The organism is Pedobacter lusitanus (assembly GCF_040026395.1).
Lineage (GTDB): Bacteria > Bacteroidota > Bacteroidia > Sphingobacteriales > Sphingobacteriaceae > Pedobacter > Pedobacter lusitanus.
Genome location: NZ_CP157278.1, coordinates 1,817,685 through 1,833,840 on the forward strand (window position 1 = coordinate 1,817,685; position 16,156 = coordinate 1,833,840).

Consider the following 16,156-nt stretch of genomic DNA (forward strand, 5'->3'; position numbering starts at 1 on the left):
GTTGAATTAATTTTTCTACTGATCACTTCTCAGATATTTATAAAATGAAACCGCAATAATAAGTGCAGTTATACCCTGAAAAAAAATAGCAGCCGGTGCACCTATCTTTTGGGATATGACCCCAATGATCAGACTTCCCAGTGGAAGCATACCAAAATAAGCCATTGCCACATAACTCATTACCCGGCCTCTCATTTCAGGATCTGAGTCTACTTGTATGATGGTAAGACAGATTGTTGTCTGACACATCATTCCAAACCCTGACAATGCAGCAAAAAACATCGCTAACGGAAAATAACTGAATTGAGAGAAAAGCAACAGACTGACACCGAGAACTATAGTATTGATCAGCAAAATAAACTTAAGATTTGCTTCTGGTTTCACAGATGCAAGAAATACAGAACTGATCACAGCACCTGCACCGATAAAACTATTGATATAACCATAGGTAGCTGCATCCCCCTTAAAAACCACTTTAGCAAATACCGGCAGCAGTGTGTTATAAGGCAACACCAAAAGACTGATCAGGCCAAGCATCAGCATCATGATCCGGATAGAAGATGTGTTTTTCAGATAGGTAAAGCCATCACTCAGATCAGACCTGATTTTCTTTTTTACCGGTGCAGTTACATAAACAGGTAATTTCATTAAAAGCAGGGATATGATCACTGCCACAAAACTCACCGCATTTAAAAGGAAACAGGTACCTGCACCAAATTTCACCAGGATAATGCCAGATAATGCCGGGCCAATTAATCTGGCCAGGTTTACCATTGAAGAATTAAGCGCAAGCGCATTGGGCAAATCGGCTTTATCTGTTACCATCTCATGGATCAGGGGCTGACGGGCTGGTACATCAAAAGCATTGATGACGCCAAGTATACCGCTCAGCAAAAGTATCTCCCAAACCCTGTAATGATTGGCATAAGTCAGTATAGCAAGTAAAACGGCCTGTACCATAGAGGCTATCTGGGTAATCAGTAATACTTTATATCTGTTATATCTGTCTGATGCAATCCCGCCTAATAAAGAAAAAAGAAAGGATGGAAACTGAGACACAAAAACGGTAAGACCAAGCATAAAAGCAGAATGTGTCATCGTATAGACCACCCAGCTCACTCCTGTACGTTGCATCCATGTGCCAATTTGAGAAACAGACTGGCCACCAAAAAACAAACTATAGTTTCGGTTACCAAAGGCACGGAATGTATTGGTTATACGCTCAGTTTTTATCATATTATCTGTTCTATTAATTAATCATTTCGACATTATTTGTCAATTTGTCGAATAACGGGCAAATTTTTTTATTTCTTTAAACCATGGATAACTAAACGGGCCAATGAACTTACCGCTGTCTCCATCCTGCTAAAATCATTCTCCAACACCATTTCTCTTTTTAAACCATGCAAACTGCTCAGGAGCACAAAAATCAAGTCTTCCTGTTCTGCCGGTTCCATAGGGCGCAATTCTCCCGTTTTTATACCAAAGGTTAATAGCTGTCTGAGCAATTCGCTCTCCTTTTCAATTACACGTTTATGAATGAGATGTTTGGCTTTATTGAAATTAGACATTTCAGTTGCATCCATGCCTACATCCAGGGCACTGTAAAGCGCTCTTCTTTTCTCCAAAAGTTGCAATCTGGTTAAGTAAAAGGCTTTTATTTTTTGTTCTGAAGTAGATTCCTGAGCTACTGCTACAGCAACTGCTGCCAGATTTTCGCTAATTTCGGAGTCCATGACAGCATCTAAAATTTCATCTTTACTTTTATAATAATAGTAAAGAGAACTTCTTCCCTTCCCGACAGCTTTAGCTACATCGTCCATGGTTACTTTTTGAAGTCCATGTGCCTGAAACAGTTGTTTGGCAGCTTGTAATATCTGCTTCTGTATTACATCATCTTTTACCGGCTCGCTGACAGACATAGTTTTATTGTTTTAACAGATACAAATATAGTGATTTTGACATTTAAACAAAATATGTCGAAAAATCTATTTATTCCTTTACGATCAGCTGATCATAAAGAATTGTTATTTCGCAAAAAGGGGAGGTTTCAGCGATATTGATTTCGCTAAAACCTCCCCTCCTGAATAAAACCGGAATCTCTTATTTAACCGGTTTAATCCAATAACTGTAAGTCTGCTCTGCAAAAGGAATACGATACTCCTTTAACGGACTGGAACCCCAGCTGTCTATTCCCTGTACACCAGACTGCTGTGCGTCCATATGCACGTAAATACTGTTTCTTTCAGTTAATTCACCAGAATGATACTGTTTTTTATCCTGTTCAGGGTCCAGATCATCCAGGCTGTAAGGCAGTGCAGAGAAGCTTAACAGATTACTTCCGGAAGCAAACTGTAACCCCTTACCTTTCTGATTGGTGAAACTTACCCAGCGTACATCTGTTTTATTGCCACTTTCCTGCGGACGGGCATAAGCAAAATACTGGTCTTTTGTTTTTTGTTTATACAAACCAACCAGCGAAGCTGTTTTTCTGTCCCAGTAGTTCTCCCACGGGCCTCTGCCGTAAAACTCTATATTTTCATATTCTTTTTTCAGCTCCAGATCAGTTCCTACTCTTAGCAGCAGCGGATATTTACCCTTAACGGTATTTAAATGATAATCCATTTTTAAAGTACCGTCAGCAAAAACGGTAATAGCCGACTCCTGTATAGCTTCACCTTCGAGTAATTCCTTTTTGAAATTCATAGTATAACTGCCATCAGCATTTTGATTCAGTTCTGCAGAAAGCAGTTTTCCGGTTTGATAAGCATCTCTCCATTTACGCAGTCTTTTATTGAAACCTGCACCAATATCATTATCCGTTGGTGCTCTCCAGTAAGCCGGAACAGGTCCTTTTTGCAGCAACTGCTCTCCATGCTGAAAATAGCTTTTCAACAAACCTGCTTTAACATCAAATTCGATCTTGAAATCTTTACCCGAAACAGCATATATCTGCTCGGTTTTATTAACCTGCAAACTACCTTTTACTGCAGGTATCTGCAAAGCAGGCTCAATTTTATTTAGGGCAAACTGCTCATAGGCCACTTCATAACCTTTTTCTAAAAATGGTTCTGCTTCTTTAAGCACATAATGTACATTCAGAAAATACTCTTTACCAGGCTGCTGTTTAAATTTAACTGGTAAAGCAACAGTAATTTCTGCACGGGGACCAACAGCCAGACTGGCAACTGTTCCTTTATCAACTATTTTTCCGTTTTCTGTAAGCTCCCAGTTTAACTGCGTATGTGCTATATTTCTAAAAAAATAGCTGTTGTTTATCTTAATCTCATAATTTCCAGCATAAGTTGTTTTTATAAACTGATGTGTCTTTTTAACCTGTACAGCCATAGGTGTCAACCCTCTGTAAGCCGTAACTACTCCCTTAACACAGAAATTATTATCACTAAAATCTTCATTAACCGGGCCGGAAAGCGGGAAATCACCACCATAAGCTAAAATGCGTTTTCCATTTTTAACAGTGTCTAAACCCTGGTCAATCCATTCCCAGATAAAACCGCCCTGTAATTTAGGGTTGTGCTCTATCGCATTCCAGTATTCATCATAATTACCCAGACTATTCCCCATAATATGCGCAAACTCGCTCATAATTAAAGGACGTGTCTCGTTGCTTTTTGAATACTCAATCAGCCAGTTTGGATCAGGATACTGTGGCACAATCATGTCTGTATTGAAATCTTCTTCTGCACGTTCGTATTGTACCGGACGCGTATTGTCTGTATTTTTAAGCCAGTTATATCCTTCATACATATTGGTTCCGTTTCCGGCTTCATTACCCAGTGACCAGGTCACTACCGAAGGATAATTTTTATCTCTTTCATACATCCTGCGGATACGCTCAAAATGAGCATTACGCCAGGTTTTATCATTTGCAAAAGTCACTGCCAGATCATAACCACGGCCATGTGATTCAATATTTGCCTCATCAATGACATATAAACCATATTCATCACAAAGTTCCATCCAGTAAGGATCTGGCGGATAATGAGAGTGACGCACGGCATTGATATTGAGTTTTTTCATCATCTCCATATCCTTACGCATATCTGCATGGGTTAAGGTATGCCCCTGTCTGGCGTTATGCTCATGCCTGTTCACTCCTTTGATAAAAACACGTTTGCCATTAACCAGAAAATCGCTGCCTTTAATCTCTACACTACGGAATCCTACACGCTGTGGAATGACTTCAAGAACTGCTCCTTTTTGATCTTTAAGGATGATATTCAGCGTGTATAAATAAGGGATCTCTGCCGACCATTGTTTAACTGACGGAATCTCCTTTTTAAAGTCCACCACCTTATGGTAATTACCCAGTACGGTTTGTGCAGCTGAAGTTTCTTTCCAGATAGACTTTCCACTTGCATCATTCAGTTCCAGTGCAACAGAAAAGGTATCTGCTTTACTGTGATTGGTCCGCTGATCCATTCTGTAATTGTCTACGTTAACCTGTACATCCAATACACCATTAGTATAGTCTTTAGTCAGATTACCATTTACCCTGAAATCACGGATATCCAGTTTTGTAGTGGCATATAAATAGACATCACGTTCTATTCCGGAGATACGCCACATATCCTGGCATTCCAGGTAACTGCCATCACTCCAGCGATAAACTTCCAGTGCGATGAGGTTTTTTCCTGGTTTTACATATTTGGTCAGATCAAATTCGGCTGCCAGTTTACTATCTTCACTATACCCCACTTTTTTCCCGTTCACCCAGATATAAAAGGCGGATTTAACTGCACCAAGATGGATAAAAATCTGCCTGCCATCCCAGTTTGCCGGAACTTCGATAGTTTTACGGTAAGAACCTACCGGGTTGTTATCAGCAGGAATATCAAAAGGGGGATTTAAACGTCCGCCTCTTTTTTTCTGACCTGCAAACTCATATGGCTGGTTAACATAAATAGGTAAACCATATCCGTTGGTTTCCCAGTTAGCTGGTACCTTAAAATCTTTCCACCCGGTATCATTGTAATCTGTTTTGTAAAAATCCAGCGGTCTTTTGGCCGGGTCCTGTACCCAGTTGAATTTCCATGTTCCATTTAAAGACAGGAAATACGCAGAGTTTTCTTTTTGTCGTTTAGCTGCCAGAGCCATATTTTCATAGGCATAAGACTCCGCACGCATAGGCATCCGGTTAACGGATACAATATCCGGGGTTTGCAGCTCGGCAGGGAGGAGTTGTGCTTTCACGGTAACCGTACCCGAAAGCAGGACTATCATGCCCAAAAGCGTTGATTGAAGTGAGGATTTCATTTATGTGTTTTACGTTAATTTCTTTTAAAGTTCCATTCTGTCACATCTGACGGACGGTGTGACCGGCCTGCAATTTCCTCGAGCTCTTTAACGATAGCGGGCTGCTGCGCAGCCAGATCATTATGCTCTTTCTGATCTGTTTCCAGGTTATAAAGTTCCCACCCGGAGGTTTCCAGATCAGCCATGTTTTTTACGCCTTTCCATTTCCCTTTTCTGACAGCCTGACGGCCTCCGTCTTCATGAAATTCCCAGTACAGAAATTCATGCTGCTGCTGTTTACCTTTGGAAAGCAATACAGGTAAAATCGAAAGTCCATCTACATGGGCCGGTACTGGTTGTCTGGTTAATTCGGCAAAAGTTGGCAGAAAATCCCAGAATGCTCCTGCCTGATCACTGCGTCTACCTTTCTGGATTTTTCCCGGCCAGCTGGCAATCATAGGTTCACGGATTCCGCCTTCGTAAAGTGATCTTTTAATCCCTCTGAAACCACCACTGCTGTTAAAAAATTCAGGATCATTACCGCCTTCACGATGTGGTCCATTATCGCTGGTAAAAATAATCAGGGTGTTTTTGTCCAGTCCAAGGGCTTTTAATTTAGCAACCACCTGCCCTACATAGGTATCCAATGTGGTCACCATCGCGGCATAGGCAGCATGAGGATAGGCCTGTGGCTGATAACCATTACCATCCCATTCTTTTTTTATCGCCCGTGGCTGTTCATTAAATGCTTTTTTATACTGCTCAAATTCTTCATTTGCAGCCGGCAGCTGCAAACCAGCATGAGGCAAAGTATAGGATAAATACAGAAAAAACGGTTTGCGCTGATTGTTTTCAATAAAGTTTAGTGCCTGTTGCTGAATCAGCTCTGGTGCATAAACCTGGAGATTGGTAAAGCTGTTGTCCAGATTAACCTTTTGTGTATTATTCCATAAGTGTTCCGGAAAATAGTTATGGGACTGGCGCTGGCAGTTATAACCATAGAACTGATCAAAACCCTGATTTAACGGATCGCCGGATGAACCGACAAAGCCCAGGCCCCATTTCCCGAAATCGCCTGTGGTGTAACCTGCTTTTTTAAACATTTTAGCAAGTGTGATGGTAGAATCTGGTAAAGGCCGCTGCCCTTCTGGTTTAATCTCGTAATTACCCCGGATTGCGGTATGTCCGGTATGCTGCCCGGTCATTAAAGAAGATCTTGAAGGGGCACAGACCGAAGTACCTGCATAAAACTGGGTAAATAACAACCCGTTTTCTGCTAGTTTATCAATGTTTGGTGTCCGGATCAGCTTTTGTCCGTAAGCGCCCAGGTCACCATAACCCATATCATCTGCCAGAATAAAAACCACATTGGGTTTGTCCTGCGCTTTCAAAATAGTAACCGCTGCAAAAGTTAAGCAGATAAACGTAGCCAGTTTCTTCATTTTTAAATCCGTTTAACAGACAAACCCCGCCTGTAAAAAGGCAGGATTTGTCTGATTATAAAATATACCGGGAATTTCAGATCCTTTTAAAATTCAAACAGGTCTAATATCCGGCATTTTGTTTTAATACGCCTTTGGTCAGATCGATTTCCTTTTGAGGAATAGGCATCAGGTATAACTTATCAGTCCATAAGCGTTGCTGCGCCTGACTGTTTTTAATATTATTGATAGTTTTCATTACCTGTGGTGCAATTTTCCAGCGGCGGATATCCATATAACGCTGACCTTCGAGAGCTAACTCTACTCTGCGTTCATTACGGATTAACTCTCTTAACGAACTCTGATTGCTATATTTTGAACGGTCTACCACCGGCATTCCGGCACGTGTACGGATCGCATCCAGGGCATCATAAATAGTTCCATCCGGTCCGCTCACTTCATTTTTAGCTTCTGCATAAGTTAATAAAACTTCTGCATAGCGGATTAAAATTACGTTGGCATAGTTATCTACCTGCTCACGGAAAATCGCAGGATCTACCATTTTACGGAAATTATAACCTGTCTGAGACATGTTGGAAGCTCCTTCTACCCAGTTAAATTTGTAATTATCAGCCATTGCTGTCCATGGTGCATTTTCAAATAAAACAGTTGCATATAAACGCGGATCACGATTTTTATATTCGTTGGCAAAAGCAGGATCTTTAGCCAGATACAGGGCTGCACGCTGTGCTGGATCAACCGGAGTTACCGCATCTCCTGTTTTATAACTTGCATAACTGTCTACCAATGATTGTGTAGGTGTTACTGAACTCCATCCGCCAATAGTACCCGGAGGTAAATAGGTGTTAATAGAGTTGGCATCTATCTGTTTGATATATTGACGGTCCAGTATAACTTCAGAGTTTCCGTTATTTTTCTGATAAAAGATCGACTCATAGCTGCTTAAACCCAAACGGAATTTCTTTTCATCTGCGGCATCCGTAAAGTTAACCCACTGGCTATAGTCATCTGTATTTCCTGAGGTGGTTACTTTAAACAAGCTATAACCTAATCCCATAACCTGACTGGATGCATCAGCTGCTTGTTGCCACTGTCCATCATACAGATAAGCTCTGGCTTTTAAAGCTAAAGCGGCCCCTTTGGTAATTCTGCCTTTTTCATTTGGCTTACCACCTGCATAAGACTGAGGTAAAACTTTGGAGACTGCCTCCAGTTCATCCAAAACAAATTTCAAAACATCCGCCTTTGAAGTTTGCGGAACGTTTTCTTCTCCAATGGCTACCACATGCGTGATTAAAGGAACGGCTCCAAATCTGCTCAGCAAATTGAAATAATTGAAAGCCCTCAGAAAGCGTACTTCTGCTTTATAGCGTTCTAACAATGCTTTATCTATAGCAGTTACCTTATCTGCGTTATCCAGGAAATAATTAGCACGGCGGATACCTATATAATCCCATCCGTTATCTGAATTGGCCGATGTAATTGCTCCTGAAGAAGCATCGGTAGCAAAACTTTCCCATGGATACTGTGCATGTGCATTGTCGGATGCCCCATCGCAATAAAAAATACCGTATGCCCCATCTACTCCGGGAAGTTGATTATAAACTCCCATGACGGTCTTATAAACATCATTTTCACTTTTCCAGAAAGTAGTTTCTGAAAGCTGATCCAGTGGTGGTCTTTCTAAAAAATCTTTTTTACAGGAAGTGGCAACACTAAGTGCCAGTAAGCCTGTAAGTATATATATTGATGATCTTTTCATTGTCTTATTTTTTGATGATTAAAAACTCGCATTTAAGCCCAGTGAATAGGTTTTAATACCTGGATACCCGCCTCTGCCTGAACCTGATTCCGGATCATAATCTGCCAGACGTTTGTCTGCCATAATGGTAAATGGATTATTGGTTGTGGCATAAAAACGTAATCTGGACATTCCAAATTTCTTACTCACCTGTTTTGGCAAGGTATAACCCAGTGTAATTCCTCTGACTCTGAAATATGCACCACTAAACAACCAGAAAGATGAAGTTTGTGTATAATTCTGTCCACCTGCGGCAGTGGTTAAAATGCGTGGAAAATCTGCATTAGGATTAGGATTATCTGCTGTCCAGCGATTTAACCATTGCTCTTTAACATTAGCTCCGTTGAAAAATGGAAAGGCAGCTTCCTGTGATAAATAAGTTTTAACATTTGCCACACCATAAGTAAGCACATTAAAATCAAATCCTTTATAGCTGGCACTAAGGTTAAAACCATAGTTAAACCAGGGAACATCATTACCCAGCACTTTACGGTCAAGGGCATCAATCTTACCATCACCATTCAGATCTTTGTATTTTATATCACCAGGTCCTGTAGCTGCAGATTGGAATGCATGATTTTTTACATCAGCAGCATCTGTAAAAAGACCATCTGCCTCATAGCCGTAAAATGAACCTATAGATTCACCTATACGCTGGATATATGGGTCAGAAAGGTTATCTCTTCCATCTCCCAATCCCGTAATTTTATTTTTGATTACAGAGAAATTACCACTGATGCTGTAACTGAAATCACTGCCGATTTTATCATTATAGGTTAAACCAAATTCAAAACCTCTGTTTTGTGTTGATGCGGCATTGATTAATGGCAAACCAGTGTTTCTGGCATCAGTAGTACTTGTATTCACACCAATAGTACCTGGAGTGGAAACTCTTAACAAGAGGTCTTTGGTATTTTTGATATAATAATCAGCTGTAATATCCAGCTTTCCTTTAAACAAAGTCATATCCAATCCGAAATCAGTCATATAGACTTTTTCCCATGTAGCTAAGGGGTTAGGGATTTTTCCCTGCCATGTACCATCCTGTGCAGCACCTTCAAAACTATACTGATATCCGGTATTAATTAATCCGAAATAGTTACCCACAGGGACTACATCCTGATTTCCTAATGAACCATAAGAACCACGTAGTTTCAGATTGCTGATCCAGCTGATATCTTTCATGAAATCTTCTTTCGAGACATTCCATCCAGCGGAGAAAGACGGGAATATTGCTCTGCGGATATCCTGACGGAAACGTGAAGAATAATCTATACGGGTATTTACCTCAAACAGGTATCTGTCATTGTAAACATAGTTAAAGCGGCCAAATACCGAACGCATTGCCCATTCTGTCTGCCCGCTTCTGTTTGCCTGTCCGTCATCATCCGAATTGATATCTTCACCGTTGGAAGATCCGCTTCCGACAGTAGTCATATCATTGTTAGGGAAATTTTTACGGCCTACAAAAGCAGTTCTGTAAACATTACTTTCCTGACTTCCACCAAATGTGATCTTTCCATAATGTTTATCAAAAGTACGTTCGTAATTCACCGTTCCCTGTACCAGCAATTCTCTGCGTTTACGGTAATATTCCTTCATATCATTTACAGTAGTTGCTGTAGTAGTAAGCGGCGCACCAGTTAAGAAATTATTAATTGGCGTTGTCGTATTATTGAAGGTATTGGAATTTCCGTCTGTAAATTTGAAAGAGGCCAATCCTGTAACTGATAAACCTTTTAACGGGGTCAGCACAAAATTAGCTGCTGTCTGCAGATAATTATCTCTGTCCCAGCTCCAGCCACCTTCCTGAATTGAACGGGACTGGTTACGGCCAGCTGTCTGCGCATTGACCACACCGTTATCGATACTTCCCCAATCTCCGTTACTCTGACGATATACTGAAGTAGGTAATGAACGGTTTAATTCTGTCCAGCTTAAATCACCCTGACGATCGAAATTCTGACTGGTGAAAGACAGATTGGTTCCGATTTTCAGAATATCAGGAACAATAATACTTTCTGTATTTAATTTACCACCAATCCTGCTTTGTTTTTTATCCGGAATCAATGATGCCTGGGTCAGGTAATTCAATCCTAAATAAGTACTTGTTGTTTTGCCTGGTGAATTAATATTCACACTGATATTACTCTGAGGAGCAGTTTTGCGTAATACTTTATCATACCAGTTTGTATTCGGATATAAATCCGGCTGAGAACCATCGCGGTAAGCCTGAATCTGCGCAGGTGTAAAAAGTGCTTTACCACCTGCATTGGTTCTGGCTTCGTTATATAAATTAGCGTAATCAACTGATCCTACGTATTTAGGCAGGAATGTCGCTTTCTGAATACCATAATCAGCATTCAGTTCTACAACTGTTCTGTCTCCGCCACCACGTTTGGTAGTTACCATGATAACTCCGTTTGCAGCTCTTGAGCCATATAATGCTGCTGAAGATGCATCTTTTAAGATCGAAACACTGGCTATATCATTTGGATTTAAGGCAGAAAATTCTACTGAGGTTGACGGGATACCATCGACAATGTACATCGGTGTTCCATCGCCCTGCAAACTACTTCTACCTCTGATAGATACACCTCCTGAACCATTTGAAGTACCGTCAGATTTACGGCTGACATCGCCAGGCCTTTGCAGAATAGTCAGACCGGGAGAAATACCCTGCAGTGCATTTTGCATAGAAGTTACCGGTCTGTCTTTTAATTGCTTAGGGCTGATCGTAGCGATAGCACCAGTCAGGCTGCTTTTCTTTTGTGTACCATAGGCCACAACGACCACCTCACTAAGGTTACTGGCCTGTACAGCAAGTTTAATTAACAGCGGACTGCCTGATCCTGCACTTACCTCCTGGGTAATATAGCCCAGGTAAGAAATGACAAGAACTGCCTTTTCATCAACATTCGCTAATTTAAATTGTCCGTTGCTGTCTGTAATACCTCCCTGTGCTGTACCTTTTACTTTAACGGTAGCACCGGGGATACCTTCTCCTTTTTCATCAACAACTTTACCAGTCACACTGATATTTGCTTTCACAGCTGCCGGAGTACTGACAGCTGCCTTTTTTTCCTGCACAACTATAGTTTTAGCTGCAATAGTATATTCCAGAGACTGATTGGCAAATACCTGCTGAAGGGCATCTTCCAGACTGGCTTCTTTAACTTCAATATTAACTGGTTTTGCCAGTTTCAGATCTTTCCTGATAAAGAATATATCATATCCGCTTTGTGTTTTTATTTCATTCAGAATTTTTTCAAGTGATGCATTTTTACGTGAAAGAGTGATGCGGGTTTGTGCAAAAGCCATCGCATTAAGCTGCAAAACAGCGGTTAAAACTACAATCATCATAAACTTCGTTACGCGAAGAATTTTTTGATTCCTACAGGGCTTCCTGCATGAATTAAAAGTTAGATTTTCATACATTGATTTGGTTGTGTTTGATCTCGGTTACTCATTTTGGGCTCAGTAACCGGGTTTAGTTGATAATTTTGTTGCTTGGTGTGTTTGTGGGGAAAGTAGAATTTATGACATAACAATAACCCTCCTTCCTTCAACCTTAAATTTCATTTTCCGGGTTAATTCTAAAATTTTGATGACTTCTGCCAGGCTTTTGGATCTGGAAATGGCCCCGCCAAAAGAAATATTATCAAAATGGCCTTCATAGGTAATATCTACGTTATACCATCTGCCAAGTTTCCGCATGGATACTTCAAGATCTTCATCTCCGAACGTGAAATAGCCATTTTTCCAGGCAACCACATTATTGATATCTACCTGATCTACTTTAAATGAAGCTTGTTTCAGCACTGCCTGCTGACCAGGATTTAAGCGTTTTGAACTGTTCGCATTCTGCAGTTCAGTGGTTTTCGAAACCTGAACACTTCCTTCTAAAAGTGTGGTTTTGGTTACCTGTTCGTCTTTATAGGCGTTGACATTAAAATGGGTACCCAATACCTGCACCTGCTGCCCGTCTGTGATTACGGTAAATGGTCTCTTTTTATCTTTTGATACTTCAAAGTATCCTTCACCTGTTAATTCTACCTTTCTCAGGTTCCCGGTAAATTGTGTCGGGTATTTCAATGATGAGGCTGCATTCAGCCAGACTTTAGTTCCATCTGGCAGATTGATCTGATACTGCCCGCCTACAGGAGTTTCAATAGTGTTGAATTGTGGACCTGCCTGGGAAGTACCGGCAATGGCAGCTTTCTTTACGGTATAAACCAGCTGTCCATCAGCGGTCTTGGTAACTGATATACCTGATTGCTCTGCAATTTCTCCGTTGGTCGTATCTGTTAAACTGATTTTTTTACCATTAGCCAATGTTAAAGTTGCCTTATTTCCTCCTGGCTTGATCACCGAAGCGAGCTGTACGGCATTTCTCTGTGGATAAGACAATTTGGTATGGAAAGAAAAATATAAGGCAGTTCCTGCTATCAGGATAAAAAGAGCAGCTGCTAAAACTGAATATTTCAATCTAGCGTTTCTTTGCTTTGGGAAGCGGATACCCAGTTTACTGTATATCTTTTTGTGAATACGCTCTCCCGGATTATCAGGTTCATCTTCTTGTTCAACAATCAATCCGGTATCATCAAAAGAGTTATACCACGTATTAAACGTATTTTTTTCTTCTTCTGTAATTGTGCCTTTACGCCACTTTTCAGCTAGGTCAGATAGTTTGTCTTTATCCTGATTGGAACTCATTATAATGGCTGTTTAACTAATAGCCAAACCAATCGGGGAAATCCCTTAGTCTACAATGATTTTTTTATAAGAAAAGTACGGACTTAGCCATTTCTGCTAAATAGCCAAATCTGATACGTATAGTTTTTCTGGCTTTGGAAAGATGGGCTTCCACTGTTTTCTCTGCAATATTCAGCTCTTCAGCAATCTGTTTCTGAGAATAACCTTTTTCATGTTTCAGTTTAAAAACAAGCAGACACTTTTCAGGCAGGACCCTGATAGTCATAGCCAGCTGATTTTGAAGCTCATTAAAATCAAGCTGATCTGAAGTAGATTCATCCACTGCTGAACTCCATACCAGTACTTCTTTTTTGACCCTGTTCTCTCTGCTCTTTTTAGCCATTCTGTTGATGACTTCAAATTTTACAGCCACAGAAAAATAGTTCTGAAATCCTTTGGTCAATTCAAAATTGCTGCGTTTTCTCCAGAGATTACAAAAAATGTCCTGAACAATTTCTTCTGCTTCACAGGAATCCTCTATCCTGTGTCTGGCAGCAACATAAAGTCTTTCCCAGTATCTCTTATAAATCTCATTAAATGCAGCTTCATCGCCACTGGTTATGAGTATAGCCAACTCATTATCTGAAAGGATATCATAAGATTTTTTATTCCTGATCGTAAACAATGAATGCAACATTTTATTGAGTTTAGTCTTGGTTCGCAATTACAAGGATCAGCTCCTCTGTTTAGGTTTTGTAGAAACACACCGGAAGCCTGTATTTTGCAGGCCTGTATCTGGTGATGATTTCATTCTGGCAGTTACTCTATATCCTTTACAATAGGATTCGTTACACATGAACGAGCCTCCGCGGGTCACTTTTTTAGGAACCAGTGGTTCCTGAGGATCAAAACTTTGCTGCGGGCCTTTCGGGTTAACAGTGATCTGATTACTCAGATCCTGATAATAATTACCGTCATACCAGTCAGCTACCCATTCCCAGACATTTCCGGACATATCATATAATCCATAAGTATTGGCGTCAAAAGATGCTACCGGAGCTACTCCCTGAAAATTGTCCAGGTTTGTATTTTTATCAGGAAAACTTCCCTGCCAGGTATTTGCTTTAGGCCTTCCCTTCTCTATAGGTTCATTCCCCCATGAATAAATTGCATTCTTAAGTCCGCCACGGGCAGCATATTCCCATTCGGCTTCTGTTGGTAAGCGTTTGCCAGCCCATTTGGCATAGGCATTAGCATCTTCCCAGCAAACCTGTGTAACCGGGTAATCTTCTCTTCCTCTGATATTTTGATTCGGCCCCTCCGGATGTCTCCAGTTTGCGCCCGGAGTCCAGCTCCACCATAAACTGGCGTTGTCCAGAGGTACCGGATGTAGGGGCGGCGTAAAAGTAAGTGCTGAGGGAACCATTATCTCATCGGCTGGTTTTGGGGTTCCTTCTGGTAAATCCTTTTTAATTTCATCCCAAACCGGTTTACGTTCAGCAACGGTTACATATCCTGTCGCTTTAACAAAAGCTTCAAATTGTGCATTCGTCACTTCAGTTTCATCCATCCAAAAGCCATTCAGTTTTACTTCATGGGCCGGATATTCATCCATCCTGCCTTCATTATCTCTTGCTCCCATGACGAAACTTCCGCCAGGAATCCAGACCATTTTAGATTTACTGCTCCCTTTTTGTGCTATAACAATACGGTTAGCTGTATTCATTACCGGAACGCCGTAACGTGAAGGCAAACTGCTGCTGCACGAAGAACCTGAATCATGCGTGTGCACTGTATCTCGCTGTTCCTTTATTTTTTGTTTACAGGATACCACAACCAATAAAGGCAGCAGATAGAAGGCTCTTTTATTCTTTTTCATATATCGTCTTGCACAAGAGTTTCAACCAAAAAAGGTTCAGCAGGGGAATCTGGTCAGTCAGGATTTTTTTTTTAATAGTATATCAGGTTCAGAACTAATATACTGGCATGCTTTCTATTAAAACAGATCAGAACTACGCAAACGCTTGCATAACTATTGCTGCATCAAAGAATTCAGGATACTTTTTTGCCTGAGGTGATACAAAATAAATGTAAAATCAAGTTAATTAAGGTGCCTTTAATGATTTACAGTAAACTGGGCATTTAGCTGCTAAATCTCAGCACAAACGTTTGTTTTATGCTCTCAAGGCTCCTGAGACCTGTTTTACTGAATGACTCTATTTGCTCCGCCACTCATTCCACGCAAACGCTGTAAAAACATTTCAGCCATTAATGCGGCTCTTTTTTTAGCGTCTGAGGCAACAGGGCCTTCAAAATTATCGTCTATAGTAGCATTGAATAAGATTAACCACCGTTCAAAATGTGATGCATTAATAGCCAGGGGAGCGTGTTTGGCAAAGGGACTACCACGAAAACCCGGAACACCAAATAATGCAGCATTCCAGAAACGGTACATTTGCTGAAGATGAGGTTCCCAGTCTTTAATAGCTCTCCCGAAAACCGGACCGATCAGTTCGTCCTGCTGTACTTTAACATAAAATGTATCAACAAACAAAATAATATCTTCCAGATTTTCCACATCAGCTCTCATAGCTGCAAATTTACGGAAGATCAGCGGAGGTTGTCTGATCCTGAAAATATATTTTCAGGATATAAATCATAATTAAACCATACCTATGTAACATTCTCAGGAGAAATTAATATTTATTAAAGAAATATTTGCTTTTGTAGTTTAAAAGCAGACATTTGTTTTAATGGGTTTACTAAAGCACATCTTACAAAAGCTTGGGATTACAGTTGCATTAAAATTGCAGCCTGTCCGTGCTGTGCAGCGTCGCCCCGTTTCTTACAATTCAGGATACTTCCTTAAAAACAGTAAAGACTTTATCCAGTAAGTCCCGGCCCGTTTCAGGTTTGGGCCAATGATAAAGCTTCATTTTTTTAATTTCTTAATTTATTCTGT

10 protein-coding genes are annotated in these 16,156 nt (G+C 40.6%); all 10 read right to left on the bottom strand.

Annotated elements, in window-relative coordinates; genetic code table 11:
• Window positions 1–15: 15 nt before the first annotated feature.
• A complete protein-coding gene (locus tag PL_RS07775; protein ID WP_348621372.1) occupies window positions 16–1,236 on the bottom strand; it encodes an MFS transporter in 1,221 nt (406 codons plus the stop codon).
• Between the two features lie 68 nt (window positions 1,237–1,304).
• A complete protein-coding gene (locus PL_RS07780) occupies window positions 1,305–1,922 on the bottom strand; it encodes a TetR/AcrR family transcriptional regulator (RefSeq protein WP_041882601.1) in 618 nt (205 codons plus the stop codon).
• Window positions 1,923–2,103: 181 nt separating this feature from the next.
• Complete coding sequence (locus PL_RS07785; protein ID WP_041882602.1) at window positions 2,104–5,277, bottom strand: glycoside hydrolase family 2 TIM barrel-domain containing protein; 3,174 nt, start codon at window positions 5,275–5,277, stop codon at window positions 2,104–2,106.
• 14 nt (window positions 5,278–5,291) lie between these two features.
• The gene (locus PL_RS07790) at window positions 5,292–6,698 is read right to left on the bottom strand and encodes an arylsulfatase (protein WP_348621376.1); all 1,407 of its coding nucleotides are present in this window, start codon (window positions 6,696–6,698) and stop codon (window positions 5,292–5,294) included.
• Between the two features lie 103 nt (window positions 6,699–6,801).
• Window positions 6,802–8,460: a RagB/SusD family nutrient uptake outer membrane protein gene (locus tag PL_RS07795; protein WP_052496318.1), complete on the bottom strand. Its 1,659-nt coding sequence runs from the start codon at window positions 8,458–8,460 to the stop codon at window positions 6,802–6,804.
• Window positions 8,461–8,478: 18 nt separating this feature from the next.
• Complete coding sequence (locus PL_RS07800; RefSeq protein ID WP_160292107.1) at window positions 8,479–11,862, bottom strand: TonB-dependent receptor; 3,384 nt, start codon at window positions 11,860–11,862, stop codon at window positions 8,479–8,481.
• A gap of 174 nt (window positions 11,863–12,036) precedes the next feature.
• Window positions 12,037–13,215 carry a FecR family protein gene (locus PL_RS07805; protein WP_041882604.1) on the bottom strand — a complete coding sequence of 393 codons (1,179 nt, stop codon included), beginning with the start codon at window positions 13,213–13,215 and terminating at the stop codon, window positions 12,037–12,039.
• A gap of 64 nt (window positions 13,216–13,279) precedes the next feature.
• On the bottom strand, window positions 13,280–13,891 hold the full coding sequence (locus PL_RS07810; protein WP_052496320.1) for an RNA polymerase sigma factor: 612 nt from the start codon (window positions 13,889–13,891) through the stop codon (window positions 13,280–13,282).
• 36 nt (window positions 13,892–13,927) lie between these two features.
• Window positions 13,928–15,073 (bottom strand): formylglycine-generating enzyme family protein, encoded by a 1,146-nt coding sequence (locus PL_RS07815; RefSeq protein WP_041882605.1) that lies wholly within the window; start codon window positions 15,071–15,073, stop codon window positions 13,928–13,930.
• 324 nt (window positions 15,074–15,397) lie between these two features.
• On the bottom strand, window positions 15,398–15,784 hold the full coding sequence (locus PL_RS07820) for a group III truncated hemoglobin (RefSeq protein ID WP_348621379.1): 387 nt from the start codon (window positions 15,782–15,784) through the stop codon (window positions 15,398–15,400).
• Between the last annotated feature and the right edge of the window lie 372 nt (window positions 15,785–16,156).

Coding starts and splice junctions, on each gene's coding strand:
- PL_RS07795 (WP_052496318.1), bottom strand. CDS start 8,460: ATGAAAAGATCATCAATATATATACTTACAGGCTTACTGGCACTTAGT.
- PL_RS07780 (WP_041882601.1), bottom strand. CDS start 1,922: ATGTCTGTCAGCGAGCCGGTAAAAGATGATGTAATACAGAAGCAGATA.
- PL_RS07815 (WP_041882605.1), bottom strand. CDS start 15,073: ATGAAAAAGAATAAAAGAGCCTTCTATCTGCTGCCTTTATTGGTTGTG.
- PL_RS07775 (WP_348621372.1), bottom strand. CDS start 1,236: ATGATAAAAACTGAGCGTATAACCAATACATTCCGTGCCTTTGGTAAC.
- PL_RS07790 (WP_348621376.1), bottom strand. CDS start 6,698: ATGAAGAAACTGGCTACGTTTATCTGCTTAACTTTTGCAGCGGTTACT.
- PL_RS07820 (WP_348621379.1), bottom strand. CDS start 15,784: ATGAGAGCTGATGTGGAAAATCTGGAAGATATTATTTTGTTTGTTGAT.
- PL_RS07785 (WP_041882602.1), bottom strand. CDS start 5,277: ATGAAATCCTCACTTCAATCAACGCTTTTGGGCATGATAGTCCTGCTT.
- PL_RS07800 (WP_160292107.1), bottom strand. CDS start 11,862: ATGATGATTGTAGTTTTAACCGCTGTTTTGCAGCTTAATGCGATGGCT.
- PL_RS07805 (WP_041882604.1), bottom strand. CDS start 13,215: ATGAGTTCCAATCAGGATAAAGACAAACTATCTGACCTAGCTGAAAAG.
- PL_RS07810 (WP_052496320.1), bottom strand. CDS start 13,891: ATGTTGCATTCATTGTTTACGATCAGGAATAAAAAATCTTATGATATC.